The sequence below is a fragment of the Cytobacillus gottheilii genome (genome assembly GCF_900166665.1).
GTDB classification, from domain to species: Bacteria; Bacillota; Bacilli; order Bacillales; family Cytobacillaceae; genus Cytobacillus; species Cytobacillus gottheilii_A.
In genome coordinates this window covers 1546486-1561098 of sequence record NZ_LT800494.1, presented here as the reverse complement: position 1 = coordinate 1561098, position 14613 = coordinate 1546486, and the positions used below count along the sequence as shown (strand labels likewise).

The window sequence follows — 14613 nt, the reverse complement described above, 5'->3', positions numbered from 1 at the left end:
CCTCCGGATCACTGCTTCCATGCCACTTCACTCCCCCTGTGAAGATCATTTTAGCTGCTCTGCCGTCATGATATAAATCAACAGCTTTTGGCAACCGGTATTGAATTGCCCTGCTGCTTCCAGCTACAAAAATACAATCTCCAGGTTTACGATCATCTTCAATATCTGAAAATAATAATTTGGACATCTGGAGATCTGTCAGCTTTCCTGCTTCTAATTGTGATATATACATGTGCCACCTCTTCTTTATTCATTTACAAAAATAACTTCAACAATATAAATGGGAATTCCTTCTTGTATCCATTCTTTCTTGAAGTGTGTCTCATAAACTCAAAAGTTGATTTTATAGTGTAGATAAAACATCCTAGAAATTCACTAAACAGCTTGTTGCAACAGGAATTCAAAGAAGAAAAATTATGAAAAGCTAACATGTATCAAAGGTTTTTTCATACAATATTTTAGAGGTGATCGCCGTGACAAGAGTAAGGTATACCAGCAAGGACATTGATTTAATAGCAAGGATGATGAGAGCAGAAGCCGAGGGTGAAGGGCAGCTGGGAATGCTCATGGTTGGAAATGTTATTGTCAATCGAGCTGCTGCTGATTGTTTGGATTTTAGGGAAGTAAGATCAATTCGGGATGTCATTTTTCAAATTCAGGGCGGCAACTATTCTTTTGAAGCAGTGCAAAAAGGAAATTTATTTTATAACCCGGCTAGGGAGGTTGAGAGAGAGCTGGCACGAAAAGTATTGAAAAATTGGCGCCAGCATCCGTCTAAATATTCTCTGTGGTACTTTAATCCGTATGCCCCATGTCCTCCTACTTGGTATGGTCAGCCATTCGCGGGACAATATAAACAGCATTGCTATTATGAACCTCAGGCTAACACATGTGAAAGTGCTTATAGATAATTGTTCATAAAGAAGTAAAGAGGCTGGGACAAAAAGAAATTAATATTTCTCAAACATGAATATTCACTATCTTGGTTTGGGTAATTAAGCAAGGCCGTTCCATTGCGCTGCGGACCCTCGCTTTCCGTGGGGAGGAAGCTGAGCCTCCTCGGAGCAAGCTCCTGCGGGGTCTCACCTTTTCCTCTATTGCCCACAGGAGTCGAGGGTCCTCCGCTCCATTTCACTCAGTTATTTTATATTCATAAAAAAACCGAATGATTAGAAGATGACTCCCTAATCATTCGGTTCTATGAGTGTGTGAAATACTTATGTCCCGGCCTTCTATTTTTATTATTGTTTTACATATTTCAATACTGGCTTTCTTGCTGCCAAAGTTTCATCTAAACGGCCGATTACGGTTGTGTGCGGAGCCTCCTGCACGATTTCTGGATTCTCCTCTGCTTCTCTTGCAATTTGCAGCATCGCATCAATGAAGCTGTCGAGCGTTTCCTTAGACTCTGTTTCAGTAGGCTCAATCATAATACACTCTTCCACATTAAGCGGGAAGTAGATTGTTGGCGGGTGATAGCCAAAATCAAGCAGGCGTTTAGCAATATCAAGAGTACGCACACCAAGCTTTTTCTGTCTTTTTCCGCTTAAGACAAATTCATGCTTACAATGTCTGTCAAATGGCAGGTCATAAGCTGAAGATAATCTTCTCATCATGTAGTTAGCATTCAGTACTGCATATTCTGTAACAGCTTTTAGACCATCAGGGCCCATTGTGCGAATATACGTATAGGCACGTACATTAATGCCAAAGTTGCCGTAGTATGGTTTTACACGGCCAATTGAGTCCGGTCTATCGTAATCAAATGTGAATACATCATCTTTTTTCACAAGTACTGGTTTTGGTAAATACCGAATCAGATCTGCTTTGACGCCAACCGGACCAGATCCGGGGCCTCCGCCGCCGTGAGGACCTGTGAATGTCTTATGCAAATTCAAATGGACAACATCGAAGCCCATATCGCCAGGTCGAGCTTTGGAAAGAACAGCATTTAAATTGGCTCCATCATAGTATAGCTTTCCGCCGGCACCATGAATGATTTCAGCCATTTCAAGGATATTTTCTTCAAATAATCCAAGGGTATTCGGATTTGTCAGCATGAGAGCCGCTGTGTCATCTCCCACCACACGCTTTAAATCTTCCAAATCCACTAATCCATGTTCATTCGATTTAACAGTAACTGTTTCAAAGCCAGCAACGGTTGCAGATGCAGGGTTTGTTCCGTGAGCTGAGTCTGGCACGATCACTTTTGTGCGATTTGTATCACCATTTGCTTCATGGTAAGCACGGATCATCATTAACCCAGTCCATTCACCATGAGCGCCGGCTGCAGGCTGCAATGTTACTTCATCCATCCCTGTAATTTCCTTTAAGTGCTCCTGCAAATCATACATTAATTCCATTGCACCTTGAACAGAGCTTTCGTCCTGAAGCGGATGAACATGTGCAAAGCCATTAAAGCGAGCAACATTTTCATTGATTTTCGGGTTGTATTTCATTGTACAAGAACCAAGCGGATAAAAACCTGAATCGACACCATGATTTCGTTTTGATAATGCTGTATAGTGGCGCATAATATCAAGCTCAGATACTTCCGGAAGATCAGCTTCTTCCACGCGTAAATATTCTTCCGGCAGCATTTCGCTCATATCAACCTCAGGTATATCCATTTCCGGCAAGCTGTAGCCTATACGTCCTGGCTTTGTTAGTTCAAAAATAAGCGGCTGATCTTCCTTATGCATGATAATCCCCCAATTCTTGTACAAAAGTATCAATCTCTTCTTTCGTTCTTAATTCTGTAACAGCAACAAGCATATGGTTAGACAGCTCTGAATAGTCACGATGCAGATCGTATCCGCCAATAATTCCTTTTTTCAAGAGCTCAACATTTGCTTCTTTGACCGGTTTATTTAGCTTTACCACAAATTCATTAAAAGAAGGTCCTTCGAAAGCAATCTCAAATCCGGCTTTTTTGAATTGATTTTTTGCATAAAAAGCCTTCTGCATGTTTGCTGCAGCCATCTCTTTTACACCTTTTTTCCCAAGCGCCGTCATGGCAACTGATGCTGCCAGTGCATTTAATGCCTGATTGGAGCAAATATTTGATGTAGCTTTATCGCGACGGATATGCTGCTCACGAGCCTGTAATGTTAAAACAAAGCCGCGGCGGCCTTCTTCATCCACCGTCTGCCCCACTAAACGCCCGGGCACCTTCCGCATTAATTTGCTGCTGACAGCAAAATATCCGCAATGAGGTCCGCCAAAAGCTGAAGGAATGCCAAATACTTGTGCATCTCCTGCGACAATGTCCGCGCCAAAGGCACCAGGCGGCTTTAATGCACCAAGTGCAAGCGGGTTGCTGGAAACAACAAACATCGCTTTATGCTCATGAATGATCTCCTCAAGCTCTTTCATCGGCTCAATTCGGCCAAAGAAGTTCGGATATTGCACAACAACTGCAGCGATTTCTTCATTCATCATACCTCTTAATGCCTCAAGATCCGTTACACCATCTTTATGAGGAATTTCAATTACTTCAACATACTGGCCTTTTGCATATGCTTTAACAACTTCCTTGGATTCAGGATGCACGGCACTTGAAACGAGCACCTTTTTGCGGCGGGTTTGCCCAGTTGAAAGCATAGCGGCCTCTGCTAGAGCTGTTCCTCCGTCATACATAGAAGAGTTGGCAACATCCATGCCAGTTAATTCACAGATCATTGTCTGGAATTCAAAAATAGCTTGCAGTTCACCTTGTGATATTTCAGGCTGATACGGTGTGTAAGCTGTATAAAATTCGGATCTGGATAATACATGATCAACAATGACTGGCATATAGTGATCGTAAACACCAGCACCGAGGAAACTAGAATGAGTTTTTAAGTCGGCATTCTTTTGGGCAAGCAATGTTAATTCTTTCATTAGTGCTGTTTCCGGTTTTGCAGGCTTAATATTATATTCACCTTTAAAGCGAACACGTTCTGGAATATCACTGAATAATTCATCAACAGATTGAACACCGATCGCTTCAAGCATGGCATTTTTATCAGACTCTGTCATCGGTAAGTAGCGATGTTTCATTGATTTGACCCCCTATTATTTCTTCTCTCTTTTATAAAAAGGTGTAGCTGCAATCTGTGCTTTTACACGTTTTCCGCGGATTTCCACTTCCACTTCTTCATCTAGTACAGCATGTTCTGAGTTCAATAAAGCTAAGCCAATATTTTTCTTTAAGGTCGGAGATTGTGTACCAGTTGTCACTTCACCGATCTTTTCTTCCCCTTTATAAACAGGATATCCATGGCGTGGAATACCTCTGTCAATCATTTCAACTCCAACAAGCTTGCGCGGAATGCCGCTTTCTTTTTGATTCTGCAATGCAGATTTTCCAATAAAGTCAGCTTCTTTATTTAGTTTAACTGCAAAACCAATACCTGCCTCAAGCGGTGTAATATCTGCGGAGAGCTCTTGCCCATAAAGTGCTAGATTGGCCTCAAAACGCAATGTATCCCGGCAGCCTAGTCCGCATGGCAAAACGCCATCTTCCTTCCCTGCCTCTAAAATATCTTGCCAAATAGCTTTAGCATCTTCTGTTTTGCAATAGATCTCAAATCCGTCTTCACCTGTATAGCCGGTACGTGAAACGAGAGCCATCTTTCCATTTACGTCTACATTCTCTTGAAATTTAAAAAATCCGATCGCAGATAAATCATCACTTGTCAGTTTCTGCAACACTTTTTCTGCAAGTGGTCCCTGCAGCGCCAGCTGTGCGTATTGCTCAGATAAGTTAATAATTTCTACATTTCCTTCTTCATGTTCCTTTAGCCAATGGTAGTCTTTATCAATATTTGCCGCATTGACTACCAGCAAATAATGTTCATTTTCTAGTTTGTAAACAAGCAAATCGTCAACTGTTCCACCGTTTTCGTAGCACATCGCTGTATATAAGGCACCAGCGTTTTTCAGGCGGGAAACATCATTTGTCATCATTTTTTGAAGATAGCTGAGGCTGTCTGGCCCTTTCACTTCAATCTCTCCCATATGAGAAACATCAAATAGACCAGCTTTCGTTCTTACTGCTTCATGCTCTTCTTTAATGCTGGAAAACTGGACAGGAAGATCCCAGCCTCCAAAATCAATTGTTTTCGCACCATATTCCTTATACACATCATAAAGGGGCGTGCGGTTTAATTGTGACATTTACTTGTCCTCCTCTAATTAAAATTCAAAACTCAGAAAATATAATATTCGGAACAGCCAAAAGCAGCAAAAAAGGACAGAAAATCCCCTCAAATACTTGAGAAGATCTCTGTCCTTTCACCTGAAAGTTTACCATATGTTCATGGCTGTCCCCTTGGGTGGCCCTTTAATGGGCTCTCTCCAGAGATGCGTCAAGTAAGAGTTCTTTTGCCTGAGAGATTCACATGTGTATGCTTGCTCCTTCGGCGCTGCTTAAACAGCAGTCTCTCCCCTTACTATCATTCGCATTATAAAAATTTTCCAAGATGGTCATACTGATAGAAAAGCAAAAATTCTTTTTACTGGAACAAGATTGTTTGCCTATAGCATTAGAATTTAAAGCAGCACACTGCAGTTTCTAAAGTACTATAGATCAGTCTTTATTCTATTTTTTAAAATAAGTCAGTCATGTTTATAATGTGACAAATTTCAAAACTTTCAAAGCTATTTACATCCTAACACCTTCATGCAGATTGAGCAACAATTTTATCAGTTGTAATCTGAAAATCATCCGTAATCTCTAAATTTGATAAAGAAATTTAGTGATTCAAACAAATAATTATACCAAAATACGAACATTTTTATTTTATACAAGAAAAATATTCGTAAATACCATTCATACATTTATGATCTGCATCTATGTTTTATCTGAAAGGAGAGAATAATATATATGACCGTACATATTGAATTTGATACATCCTGGCAAGATGAATTATTCAAAAGAATCGATCATGATGGACCATGGGGAAATTGGGAACTTTACAAACTAGCAGTAGAAGTGGAGAACCATACAACCATCCCAGAATTTGAAGGCTTACAGGCACCAGATCATCTTCCAAATTTGACTCCGCTTCCCCACCAGCTGGAAGTGGCCAAGCAAGTTGTTGAAAATATGAATGGAAAAGCGATCCTAGCTGATGAGGTAGGCTTAGGGAAAACCATTGAAGCAGGATTGATTTTAAAAGAATATATGATCCGTGGACTAGTCAAAAAAGTATTGATTCTTGTTCCAGCATCGCTTGTATCACAATGGGCAATTGAGCTGAATAGTAAGTTCTTCATACCTGCCGTTGCCCAGAAAAAAAGCTATGTATGGGAGCAATGCGATGTCGTTGTTTCTTCTATTGATACAGCCAAACGTAATCCGCATCGAGAAATTATTAATCATCTTGACTATGATCTCATCATAATCGATGAAGCTCATAAACTGAAAAATAATAAAACAAAGAACTATGAATTTGTACAGAGTTTAAAAAAGAAATTTTGTTTATTGCTGACGGCTACACCCATCCAAAATAGGGTTAGCGAAATTTTCAATTTGGTTTCTCTCCTAAAGCCCGGCCATTTAGGAAATGAAACAGCCTTTTATGAAAAGTACAAAAAGGATGCACGATCCTTGGATGATGATGATCATTTAAAAGAACTCGTAAATAAAGTCATGATCCGCAATCGCAGAGCAGATACTGGCATTGAATGGACAAAAAGACATGTCGAAACGATCCCTATTGAGTTTTCAGAAAAAGAGAGAGCATTATATGATGCCGTGTCGGCTATTCGTTCAGATGAAACGGTGTCATCCAGCCAGTTCTCTGTCATGACCCTTCAGCGAGAGGCATGCAGCAGCAGAGAGGCTGTCTATTACACATTGCGCAACATGCTGACGAAACAAGAAGCTCCATCTGCTCAATTTCAAGGCAAAATCCAAAAATTGATTGGGATGGTTGAAGCGGTTGATAAAAATTCAAAAGCAGAAAAAGCACTTGAATTGATCCAAAAAATTGATGATAAAGTAATTATCTTTACGGAATATCGATCAACTCAGTTATTCCTTCAATGGTACTTAAAGCAACATGGCATTACTTCTGTTCCATTTAGAGGCGGTTTTAAACGCGGCAAAAAGGATTGGATGCGAGAGCTTTTTCAGAAGCATGCACAAGTCCTTATTGCAACAGAAGCTGGCGGAGAAGGAATTAACCTTCAATTCTGTAATCATATGATCAACTTTGATCTGCCATGGAATCCTATGCGTCTTGAGCAGCGGATCGGACGTGTTCATCGCCTTGGTCAGGAAAAGGATGTTATGATCTATAATTTTGCCATTAAAGAAACGGTAGAAGAACATATTCTGAAGCTCCTTCACGAAAAAATACACCTGTTTGAAAAGGTTGTCGGCGAACTGGACGATATACTGACAAAGCTTGAGTTTGGCAATATTGAAGATCACCTGCTTGATATCTTCGGAAAATCTTCATCTGAAGGTGAAATGAAGATTAAAATGGATAATCTTACAAGCATGATTCAATTCGCAGAAGAGATGAAAGAAGGGAATATACATGCAGCAACATGAAATCCACAGCTTTCTCGTCAAATACTTTCAGGCAAATGAATGTGACATAATTGAGCAAGGTCCTGGCTTTTTAAGAGTACAGCTGACGATTGAGCTCGATAAAGAATTAATGAACAGGCCATTCTATTGGCATTATCTTGAAAAAACAGGCGGTATTCCGAATCCAATGCAGCTTACATTAATCACAAATAAGATGCTGGCACCCGAAAATATGCAAGGTGAGGTCATTCATTTTGGCTCACCTCGCCTGCATCAAATTTTCCAATCAGCCAGAAACCTAGCAGGCTATATCCGACTTTATGAAAACCACCGGCATCAAAATGGGACCCAAATACCGCTTCGTCCATGGCTAGGCATGAACGTCCGCATCTCCTATCAATGTGACCGAAAAAAAGATATCTTTAAATCCATTGGACTTCAGCTTATTAATGGCCAAATGATTGAAAATTTTCATGATCAGCTGCTAACGATGGAATTAACACCGAAAATCCCAGACTATTCTTTCACCCTTTCGCCCATTATCATGCCGAAAAGCGGTATTACAAGAGTTGCAGGTTTCTTGCAAAACAGCATTCTTCAAGAAGACCATACTTGGGCTGAAAAAGCGAGGGAACGGTGGGCCAATGATCTTAAACTGCTAGAACATTTTTATGAAGAAGAGACAGAAGATGAAAAAGCCGAAAGCTATGACATTGAAAAAAAAGCCCTGCAGGAACAATATGAACCAAAAATTTCAATTTCAATGGTAAATGGCGGACTATTTTATTTGACAGATTCCGCTGTCTCATGACCTATAATTTAGAAAATAAAAAGCAAGAATGCAATAATTGGCATTCTTGCTTTTTTAAATGTTATTCTCAAGCCTAATTTTTTCTTTTTGTTCTAAACCCATAATAAAAAACATATGGAATAACACCGAACCAGCGAAATAGAAAAGGCTCTTTTTCGATCTTCTTTTGCTGGCGGTACTTCTTGCGTTCATCTTTTGGCTGGTCCATATACTTAACAAAGGTTTCTGTCATAAACTTAACATAGTCATTTGATTTCATGCTTACACCCGCTTTGTTTTGAAGAGTATTAAATATGGCTGGTGCCTATTTATTATCAAGTATATCCATGCCCCGCCTTTCTAAACAGCTCTACCCTTTTTCCCGGGAAATAGTGGCTAATTCGGTTCAATCCACTTCGTCATACTCTGCATTTCTTCATCATAATAACTATAGGCTGTAAGTTCATACTCCTTTTTTAAATACAATTTATAGGTTACTTTTACCTGATTGACGCTCATTTTTTCTGTATGATATGCAACATGTCCATTCTGAAAAGTAAAAATCCCATTGGTGGCCAGTTCTTCTGTTTGCAGTCGTTCTTCCACTTGATGTAAGGAAGTGTAAAAATAATATTCTTGCTCTAAAAGAGCGCTTTCTTCAGCAAGGATTCTTTTTTCGTTTAAATAAAGCTCTAGCTGCAAAGTTAACAGAAACGTAATTAACAGCAATATTGCTGTAGTAAGCGGATACGTAAAACCATTCTCATTTTTGATCATGTGTTTAATCTCCATTGATAAATGGTGTAATGAGAGAGGTATGTGTTTCTTCCTGCAGATCTGTCATAACGACTAAAACTGTATTTATGCGTTCCTCATATTCTATTCTATCAACATTCTGCAGGACAATTTCATGACCTGTTCCATCCACTCTCCTTCTAATATTGCTTCCGTACTTCTCGTAGATAATCTGCTGCTGATTCTTGCTTACGATCAATTTACCGTTTTCAATATTCACCCTGTCAGATAATCTCACTTCTTTTTTTAACTGTTGTACGAAAATATTCCACTTCATTCTTTCAATGGTTTTATCTGTCTCTGAACCTTGAATGATATGATTAATCGTTAGCGGAATTAGACTCATGATGAGCAGAAAAATAGTAAACGCCAACAACGTATCAATCATCGTAAAACCTCGTTCGTTCGAATCGTTCGCACACTTGTTTGACACCTCTGCTGCCATTTTCATAACGTACACACACCTGCCCCTGATCAATCAAAAGTTTATACTCCTCTCCATTCTTTAAGAAGCTATCCGAACGGGGAGCTGTCATAATCGCCTCGCTTTCCATTAATTGTTCATACAATAGTTTGACCGCTTCATGATCTCTCTGAACCGATTGTTTTTGCTCATAAACGCGAATCAAATACGGCATCAAAAGAGCTCCAATAATCACAAGAGCTGAAAGTGACAGAAACAAATCTGTTAAAATAAAACCCTCACATTTCCGTAACATAATAACGTCCTCTTCCAATTAAAAAGGTCATTTTGAATTCCTTTTCTTTGAGAAAAATATAAAAATTACCGAATTGATTGACATTGCCATCAGACAAAAAGGAAAAATATAAATCCATACTACCTTCTTGAATGGAAATATCATTGGCATATTGCCTTTTAAACAGAAATTCTCCACCGTTTTTTATTACATAATACATATGTTTTTCAGGCTGAATAGACACGCGAATTTGCTGCTGGTGGGACATAGCGTAGTTTTGAGCAAAAAGGAGGTCAGATTGGAACTGGGAAAAGAACCGCTTCTCCAGGAGTGCGTTTGTCATTGGGCTGATTTTAATTAATGATGCTGTCAGGATGACTAAGACAATGGAAAATACGATTAAAGATTCAATTAAAGTAAATCCACGCTCTGTATTCAGCTTCATGATGATGGTGAAGCTGAAGCTGATTTAACTTTCCCTTCTGCTGAGATTACAATTTCGTCGCCGTTTTGACATGTAAGCTGATTTTCATTCATATACCCTTTATCAGCAAGATCCTGGACACTTGCCGGCAACTCTTTGTGATCCATTTCATATGCTTGAACTTGGGCTTGCACCATCTGAATAAATGCTTCACAGCCTTTTGAGTTAATTTTTGAATTATGCTGAGTTACATTTGGTACCGTAATGATCAGCAGGACGGAAATGACCAGCAAAACGATCATCATTTCTATTAAAGTAAAACCACGTTGATTTTTTAACATTATAATCCCTCCATTAAATGAAACATGGGTAATAACACGGCCAAATACATGGATACGAGCAGAACACCAATAAAGGAATAAATCATCGGCTGAATTCTTTTAATCATTTTTTCTACCTTCTCTTCAAATCTCTCCATACAGTGCTGGCTAAAGAAGACTAGCTCCTCTGCAAGCTTTCCGTTTTTTTGTCCATGTGCAATAATTCTTGAGAGCTCAATGTCAAAAATGAGATAGTTTTGAATTAAATGCTCGAGTGCTTCTCCTTTTAATAAACCGCTTTGTAATTCAGAACCCAGTTCCTGGTAAAGAGGCTGTTTTTCATTTTTTTCAAATAGCTGCAAGGCTTCAAATACAGATAATCCCGCCTGAAGCAAATAATGCAGCTGTACCGAAAAATAATGGGAATAAAATAGTTTAAAGAAGACACCGAGGATCGGAACAGAGGAGACGATTGTTTTTTGCTTTATGTGTGTAAATCGTTTAAAGCTAAAGAAATAAAAAGAGAGAAGCACAATAGCCAAGAGGATGATCATACTTACGAATACCGGAAAGAAATGTTCAAAAAAGTAAACAATTTTTGTAAAGAAGTTAGCTTCCAGATCCAAGGAGAGGAACAATGAAGAAAATTTAGGCAGTAGTATTTTGACAACGAACAAAAATAAAACAAATGTAAACAAAATCAAAAAGACCGGGTACATTAACAGTTTTTTGAGTTTTTTCCAATTTTCATCCCGCTTTAGAATCATCTCACTTCCATCATCAAATGCATCTGCCAGTCCGCCATGCTGTTCCGCAAAATAAACATAGCCAATGACATCCTCATTAAAATTCAGTTTTGCAAGTGCATTATAAAAGGTGTAGCCTTCCCGCAAATCGGTTAAGCATATCTCCATAGCACCCCTTTTTTGTGGGGGCAAGTGCAGAATGACAGACTCAATAGCTTCTGATAATGGATAACCTCTATTTAGCAGGTCACCGATCCATTTTAAAAATAGCCCCTGCTCCTGCAGGCTCCATTTATTATGGTGCATCTTCCATCACCCACCGTTCGTACTCAGAAGGCTTTACAAATCCAAGAGCAATTCCTTTACGGATATAATGCTTGAGCGTTGCATATTGAACTGCCTTAGCTCCCTCGTTTAAGCTGCTGATGACACTCTGCAATGCTCTGCCTGTTAACAATTCAAAAACAGTGGCACGCTTTAACTGTCCGTAACTTAAGCAAAAAGGAGAACATTCACCTCCGCAATAGGGGCAATTCAATTCCACGAGCCTCTGTGCTGTCACTGCAATAAGTGTTTGCTGAATTTCTAACATACTGACGCCAAACTCTTGCAGCCTCACAATCGCTCCCTTCGCATCCCTCGTATGCATTGTTGTTAGAACTAGATGTCCGGTTAAAGAGGCACGCACTGCGATTTGTGCAGTTTCAGCGTCTCGGATTTCTCCGACCATAATAATATCTGGGTCATGCCGCAATATTGCCTTTAGGCCGGTTGCATACGTAACACCCGCTTTCTCATTCACCTGCACCTGCATCACTTGCTCATTCTCTTTTTCAATTGGATCTTCCAGAGTAATTACATTTCGATTGTAAATATGTGAGGTTTCATTTAGAAGAGAGTACAGGGTAGTAGTTTTACCGCTCCCAGTTGGTCCTGTTAAAATAATCAGTCCATGAGCATGTTTCAATAGTGCAAGCATTTTTCTTGTTGTATCAGGGAATAATGAAATGTGATAGGAAGGTATGTGCTGATGTTCGGGTAGTATGCGGATGACAAGGCTTTCTGAAAAGCGGGAAGGAAGAGTGGAAAAGCGCAAGCCAATCTGAGAACCATTCATCGTGTAGGAGCTGGAGCCGTTTTGCGGACGTCTCTTTTCACCTATATCCATCGATGCAGTGAATTTAAAATGGGAAATGAGTCGATCGCAATCTTCTCTAGGCAATTGAAAAATTGGGATAAGTCTACTTGCTAAGCGGAACTGAATCAATGTATCGTTCTTGCGGGGAACAATGTGAATATCTGTCGCCTGTTTATCGACAGCATCACGGATAATGCTTTCTGCGAGCTTTTCGATATTGCTCACTGCTAGTTAACACCACCTTCTTTATTAGGTTAGTAAATAAGATTCGACAGTTTTCTGCTATTCCCTTCTTTTTTCTTAGTTTTTTTTCCACATTCACCAAAGATCGTGAAGATGTGAACATTTTCTAAACTTATGGTGAAAACAGTGTTTACTTCATATGGCTGTATTATAATGGAATAAATACACAGTACGAGGTGAATTCTAGTGGAACAAACATTAAAGATCACGAATGTATTATCTGATCCAACCCGCTATTATATATATCAATATATCACTGAGAAGCATCGCGATGTCACAGTCCAGGAAATTGCCGACCATTTTTCAATCCATCCGAATGTAGCAAGACTTCATTTATCAAAGCTAGAAGATGTAAATATGATTATATCGGAAACAAAGAAAACTGGAAAAGGCGGACGCCCAAGCAGACTATATCGCTTGTCAGATGAAGTCATTCAGCTTCAATTCCCTTTTAGAGATTACAAGCTGCTTTCAGAAATTGCGCTTGAAACCTTACTATCTCTAGGCGAAGCCGGAAAAGCTGCCTTATACGCAACAGGCAAAAAATTCGGCCAGCGCCTTATGGAACAGGAAAATCAGCGTCCGCAGCATAGCATGGCATTATCAAGCTTTGATCAGAAGCTAAATATCATTAAAAATGCAGCGGACCTAGCAGGTTTCCATCCTGAGTTCGAAGTAAATGAGGACGAAACGTCTGTTTACTTTCAAATCTATAATTGTCCGTTTAAGGAGATTGCCGCAAATCATCCTGAGTCTGTATGCCACATGCATTATGAGTTCCTAAACGGAATGTTCTCTTCCGTATTTCCAAATATGGAACTGAAAGAAAAATCCAATATGCTTAAAGGCTGTGATTTCTGCTCTTATCAGTCACTAGTGACAAACTGATAACATGTTATTTACTTTTATCTAACAATTACCTTATAATAATAACGTATGCAATTGTATGCGTTTTAAAGGAGGGATACATATGGATCGTATGTACAGAGTACTGGGGTTCTGGACTGGCATATTTGCGATTATGTTTTATGTAGGCGACATGTATACTACGTCCTTGATCTTTTTCGGTCAAACAGGATTTTTCCTGCTTTTAAGCTACTTAAAGCTTTCCGAACGTATGTATATTTATGTTTTTGGAGCTTATTTAACCGTGTTTTTCGTTGGGTTTACGTACTGGTCAACATTTATGATGATCCCGGGGTCAGGCGGGCATTAATCAAAATGCACTAGTGCAAAGCAATACACTCTCAACCTGCACTTATAAGCGACTTAACAATCTAATTAATGTGCGTTATTGCTTTTGTTCTAGCTTCTGCTCTCAAAAAAGCACAAATAAAAAAACGATGATTATGTCATCGTTTTTTTATTTGTGTTAAAACGAATTAAAACCCGTTCAAAAATGGGTTGGAATCCATTTCTTCTCCTATAGTAGTTACTGGACCATGGCCAGAAAGGATAAGTGTTTCTTCAGGCAGTGTCAAAAGCTTATCATGAATGCTTTTGATCAGCTGAGCATGATTTCCGCCTGGCAAGTCCGTTCGTCCAATGCTGCCTTGAAAAAGTGCATCTCCAGAAACAGCGATTGCTGACTCTGCAAAATAAAAGGTCACACTGCCTGGTGAATGGCCAGGTGTTTCAATTAATTGAAACTGAAAATCACCAATTTTCATCTGATCCTCATTTGTAAGGAAATGGTCTGCTGGCTTCATTCTCATTAATGAGCCAATTTGAAAAAATTGCGAGCCATTTAAAGATGGATCAAGGAGCCAGCTGGCTTCTTGTTCGTGTAAATAAACAGGAATCCCAAAATGCTCACGAATCTCATCAAGTGCACCAATATGATCAAAATGAGCATGTGTAAGTAATATGGCGGTTGGCTGGTATTTTTTTTCATTCAAAAAGCTAATAAGCTTTTCAGCTTCTCCGCCTGGATC

At 39.4% G+C, this 14613-nt stretch carries 17 protein-coding genes, 1 pseudogene and 1 riboswitch; of the genes and pseudogenes, 5 read left to right on the top strand and 13 right to left on the bottom strand.

Annotated elements, in window-relative coordinates; all coding sequences use genetic code 11:
* Positions 1–232, bottom strand: a pseudogene (locus B7E07_RS23560) (YdcF family protein); the annotation flags it as partial.
* Positions 233–473: 241 nt separating this feature from the next.
* Here B7E07_RS23560 and B7E07_RS07600 point away from each other — a divergent pair.
* Positions 474–911 (top strand): cell wall hydrolase, encoded by a 438-nt coding sequence (locus B7E07_RS07600; RefSeq protein WP_080845163.1) that lies wholly within the window; start codon positions 474–476, stop codon positions 909–911.
* A gap of 330 nt (positions 912–1241) precedes the next feature.
* Here the strand turns inward: B7E07_RS07600 and gcvPB are convergent, their stop codons facing one another.
* Genes gcvPB through gcvT form a run of 3 tightly spaced genes read right to left on the bottom strand, consistent with a single transcriptional unit; the run spans position 1242 to position 5160 of the window.
* Positions 1242–2702 (bottom strand): aminomethyl-transferring glycine dehydrogenase subunit GcvPB, encoded by a 1461-nt coding sequence (gcvPB, locus tag B7E07_RS07595; RefSeq protein ID WP_080845161.1) that lies wholly within the window; start codon positions 2700–2702, stop codon positions 1242–1244.
* A complete protein-coding gene (gene gcvPA, locus B7E07_RS07590; RefSeq protein ID WP_080845158.1) occupies positions 2695–4041 on the bottom strand; it encodes an aminomethyl-transferring glycine dehydrogenase subunit GcvPA in 1347 nt (448 codons plus the stop codon). The genes gcvPB and gcvPA overlap by 8 nt, the downstream gene beginning before the upstream one ends.
* 15 nt (positions 4042–4056) lie before the next feature.
* Positions 4057–5160 carry a glycine cleavage system aminomethyltransferase GcvT gene (gene gcvT, locus B7E07_RS07585; RefSeq protein ID WP_080845155.1) on the bottom strand — a complete coding sequence of 368 codons (1104 nt, stop codon included), beginning with the start codon at positions 5158–5160 and terminating at the stop codon, positions 4057–4059.
* 189 nt (positions 5161–5349) lie between these two features.
* Positions 5350–5442: riboswitch (glycine riboswitch) on the bottom strand.
* Between the two features lie 427 nt (positions 5443–5869).
* Here gcvT and B7E07_RS07580 point away from each other — a divergent pair.
* Together B7E07_RS07580 and B7E07_RS07575 are read left to right on the top strand one after the other, a co-directional pair.
* A complete protein-coding gene (locus B7E07_RS07580; protein ID WP_080845152.1) occupies positions 5870–7546 on the top strand; it encodes a DEAD/DEAH box helicase in 1677 nt (558 codons plus the stop codon).
* Positions 7533–8336 (top strand): YqhG family protein, encoded by an 804-nt coding sequence (locus B7E07_RS07575; protein WP_080845147.1) that lies wholly within the window; start codon positions 7533–7535, stop codon positions 8334–8336. Before B7E07_RS07580 ends, B7E07_RS07575 begins: the two co-directional genes overlap by 14 nt.
* A 73-nt stretch (positions 8337–8409) precedes the next feature.
* On the opposite strand, the gene B7E07_RS07570 is transcribed toward B7E07_RS07575, so the two are convergent.
* The 8 genes from B7E07_RS07570 to comGA form a co-directional block, all read right to left on the bottom strand.
* Entirely contained in the window at positions 8410–8595 is a 186-nt protein-coding gene (locus tag B7E07_RS07570) for a YqzE family protein (RefSeq protein ID WP_080845145.1), read from the bottom strand.
* 116 nt (positions 8596–8711) lie between these two features.
* Positions 8712–9092: a competence type IV pilus minor pilin ComGG gene (gene comGG, locus B7E07_RS07565; RefSeq protein ID WP_176215130.1), complete on the bottom strand. Its 381-nt coding sequence runs from the start codon at positions 9090–9092 to the stop codon at positions 8712–8714.
* A gap of 4 nt (positions 9093–9096) precedes the next feature.
* Positions 9097–9498 carry a competence type IV pilus minor pilin ComGF gene (comGF, locus tag B7E07_RS07560; RefSeq protein WP_176215129.1) on the bottom strand — a complete coding sequence of 134 codons (402 nt, stop codon included), beginning with the start codon at positions 9496–9498 and terminating at the stop codon, positions 9097–9099.
* The gene (locus tag B7E07_RS23260) at positions 9491–9829 is read right to left on the bottom strand and encodes a hypothetical protein (RefSeq protein WP_139785586.1); all 339 of its coding nucleotides are present in this window, start codon (positions 9827–9829) and stop codon (positions 9491–9493) included. Before B7E07_RS23260 ends, comGF begins: the two co-directional genes overlap by 8 nt.
* Positions 9813–10253: a competence type IV pilus minor pilin ComGD gene (comGD, locus tag B7E07_RS07555; protein WP_080845136.1), complete on the bottom strand. Its 441-nt coding sequence runs from the start codon at positions 10251–10253 to the stop codon at positions 9813–9815. The genes B7E07_RS23260 and comGD overlap by 17 nt, the downstream gene beginning before the upstream one ends.
* Entirely contained in the window at positions 10250–10573 is a 324-nt protein-coding gene (comGC, locus tag B7E07_RS07550) for a competence type IV pilus major pilin ComGC (protein ID WP_080845133.1), read from the bottom strand. Before comGC ends, comGD begins: the two co-directional genes overlap by 4 nt.
* Positions 10573–11604 carry a competence type IV pilus assembly protein ComGB gene (gene comGB / locus B7E07_RS07545; protein ID WP_080845129.1) on the bottom strand — a complete coding sequence of 344 codons (1032 nt, stop codon included), beginning with the start codon at positions 11602–11604 and terminating at the stop codon, positions 10573–10575. Before comGB ends, comGC begins: the two co-directional genes overlap by 1 nt.
* Positions 11594–12661, bottom strand: coding sequence for a competence type IV pilus ATPase ComGA (comGA, locus tag B7E07_RS07540; protein ID WP_080845126.1), 1068 nt, complete (start codon positions 12659–12661; stop codon positions 11594–11596). The genes comGB and comGA overlap by 11 nt, the downstream gene beginning before the upstream one ends.
* Before the next feature lie 204 nt (positions 12662–12865).
* Between comGA and B7E07_RS07535 the strand changes: the two genes are divergently transcribed.
* Both B7E07_RS07535 and B7E07_RS07530 read left to right on the top strand, forming a co-directional pair.
* A complete protein-coding gene (locus B7E07_RS07535) occupies positions 12866–13567 on the top strand; it encodes a helix-turn-helix transcriptional regulator (RefSeq protein WP_080845123.1) in 702 nt (233 codons plus the stop codon).
* A gap of 82 nt (positions 13568–13649) precedes the next feature.
* Complete coding sequence (locus B7E07_RS07530; RefSeq protein ID WP_066443663.1) at positions 13650–13895, top strand: DUF2626 domain-containing protein; 246 nt, start codon at positions 13650–13652, stop codon at positions 13893–13895.
* 166 nt (positions 13896–14061) lie between these two features.
* On the opposite strand, the gene B7E07_RS07525 is transcribed toward B7E07_RS07530, so the two are convergent.
* Positions 14062–14613, bottom strand: a 552-nt coding sequence (locus tag B7E07_RS07525) for an MBL fold metallo-hydrolase (protein WP_080845122.1), incomplete at its 5' end; no start/stop codon positions are given.

What these genes read in the sequence shown, in the direction of transcription:
- gcvPB (WP_080845161.1), bottom strand. Translation starts at nt 2,702, where the DNA reads ATGCATAAGGAAGATCAGCCGCTTATTTTTGAACTAACAAAGCCAGGA.
- gcvPA (WP_080845158.1), bottom strand. Translation starts at nt 4,041, where the DNA reads ATGAAACATCGCTACTTACCGATGACAGAGTCTGATAAAAATGCCATG.
- gcvT (WP_080845155.1), bottom strand. Translation starts at nt 5,160, where the DNA reads ATGTCACAATTAAACCGCACGCCCCTTTATGATGTGTATAAGGAATAT.
- B7E07_RS07580 (WP_080845152.1), top strand. Translation starts at nt 5,870, where the DNA reads ATGACCGTACATATTGAATTTGATACATCCTGGCAAGATGAATTATTC.
- B7E07_RS07575 (WP_080845147.1), top strand. Translation starts at nt 7,533, where the DNA reads ATGCAGCAACATGAAATCCACAGCTTTCTCGTCAAATACTTTCAGGCA.
- B7E07_RS07570 (WP_080845145.1), bottom strand. Translation starts at nt 8,595, where the DNA reads ATGAAATCAAATGACTATGTTAAGTTTATGACAGAAACCTTTGTTAAG.
- comGG (WP_176215130.1), bottom strand. Translation starts at nt 9,092, where the DNA reads ATGATCAAAAATGAGAATGGTTTTACGTATCCGCTTACTACAGCAATA.
- comGF (WP_176215129.1), bottom strand. Translation starts at nt 9,498, where the DNA reads ATGATTGATACGTTGTTGGCGTTTACTATTTTTCTGCTCATCATGAGT.
- B7E07_RS23260 (WP_139785586.1), bottom strand. Translation starts at nt 9,829, where the DNA reads ATGTTACGGAAATGTGAGGGTTTTATTTTAACAGATTTGTTTCTGTCA.
- comGD (WP_080845136.1), bottom strand. Translation starts at nt 10,253, where the DNA reads ATGAAGCTGAATACAGAGCGTGGATTTACTTTAATTGAATCTTTAATC.
- comGC (WP_080845133.1), bottom strand. Translation starts at nt 10,573, where the DNA reads ATGTTAAAAAATCAACGTGGTTTTACTTTAATAGAAATGATGATCGTT.
- comGB (WP_080845129.1), bottom strand. Translation starts at nt 11,604, where the DNA reads ATGCACCATAATAAATGGAGCCTGCAGGAGCAGGGGCTATTTTTAAAA.
- B7E07_RS07530 (WP_066443663.1), top strand. Translation starts at nt 13,650, where the DNA reads ATGGATCGTATGTACAGAGTACTGGGGTTCTGGACTGGCATATTTGCG.